Annotated in this window: 2 protein-coding genes; both read left to right on the top strand. The window is 63.0% G+C overall.

Going from position 1 to position 1,039, the window contains the following annotated elements:
* Positions 1–641: efflux RND transporter permease subunit (locus I5W_RS17960; RefSeq protein ID WP_148289141.1), on the top strand; the 641-nt coding region annotated here is incomplete at its 5' end.
* Between the two features lie 55 nt (positions 642–696).
* Positions 697–1,039 (top strand): WD40/YVTN/BNR-like repeat-containing protein (locus I5W_RS17955; protein ID WP_044530250.1); only part of this gene is annotated, 343 nt, incomplete at its 3' end.

Here is a 1,039-nt window from a genome sequence, read left to right as displayed (position 1 = left end):
ATCATGGCGTGATCCAGGCCGTGAAGACCTATCGTGACCAGCACCAGCTGGCCGGGCTGGAGATCCGCCTGGCAGCGGGCAATGCGGGCGTGATTGCGGCCGTCAACGATGAAGTCGAGAAATCCGAACTGCCCATGATGCTTTACGTCTATGGTGCCATCGTGCTGCTGGTGTTCGTGGTCTATCGCGACTGGCGCGCCATCATCGCCTGCTGCCTGCCGCTGACGGTAGCCACCTTCATCGGCTACGCCTTCATGAAGCAATTGCAGATCGGACTGACGGTAGCCACCCTGCCGGTGATGGTGCTGGCCGTGGGCATCGGCGTGGACTATGCCTTCTACATCTACAACCGCCTGCAATTGCACCTGGCTGCTGGCCTTGAGATCGAACAGGCGCTGCACCATGCGATCCAGGAAGTGGGCATCGCCACCATCTTCACCGCCATCACGCTGGCCGTGGGCGTAGCCACCTGGTCGTTCTCGGCGCTCAAGTTCCAGGCTGACATGGGCAAGCTGCTGGCTTTCATGTTCCTGATCAACCTGGTCATGGCGATGACCGCCCTGCCCGCCTTTGCGGTGGTGCTGGAAAAGATGTTCCCGCGCAAATCGCCCATCAAGCTCAACAGCGCACTGGCGCACTGAATGCAAGGACTGTTTCATGAAGATTCTTTCCAGACACGCCCTCGCGCTGGCCGTCATGATGCTGGCCACCGGCAGCACTACGCTGGCGCTGGCGCTGGCCCAGGCTGACGCGCCGCTGACCCTGGCGCCGGCACGGGCAGACGCCCACGCCCTGCACAACATGATGCTGGGCACCGCCCGCGCCGGCAGCCGCATCGTGGCCGTGGGTGCGTATGGCTACATCATCCTGTCCGACGATGGCGGCGCCAGCTATCGCCAGGCCGAGCAGGTGCCGGTGGACACCACGCTGACCTCGGTGAGCTTCGTCGATGACAAACAAGGCTGGGCCGCCGGCCATGGTGGCGTGATCCTGCACACCGTCGACGGCGGCAAGACCTGGCAATTGCAACGCAGCGATA

It is taken from the genome of Herbaspirillum sp. B65 (genome assembly GCF_000333555.1).
In the GTDB taxonomy this organism is placed as follows: Bacteria; Pseudomonadota; Gammaproteobacteria; order Burkholderiales; family Burkholderiaceae_D; genus Herbaspirillum; species Herbaspirillum rubrisubalbicans.
The sequence above is the reverse complement of the archived record's forward strand: the minus strand, read 5'-3'. Positions and strand labels throughout refer to the sequence as shown.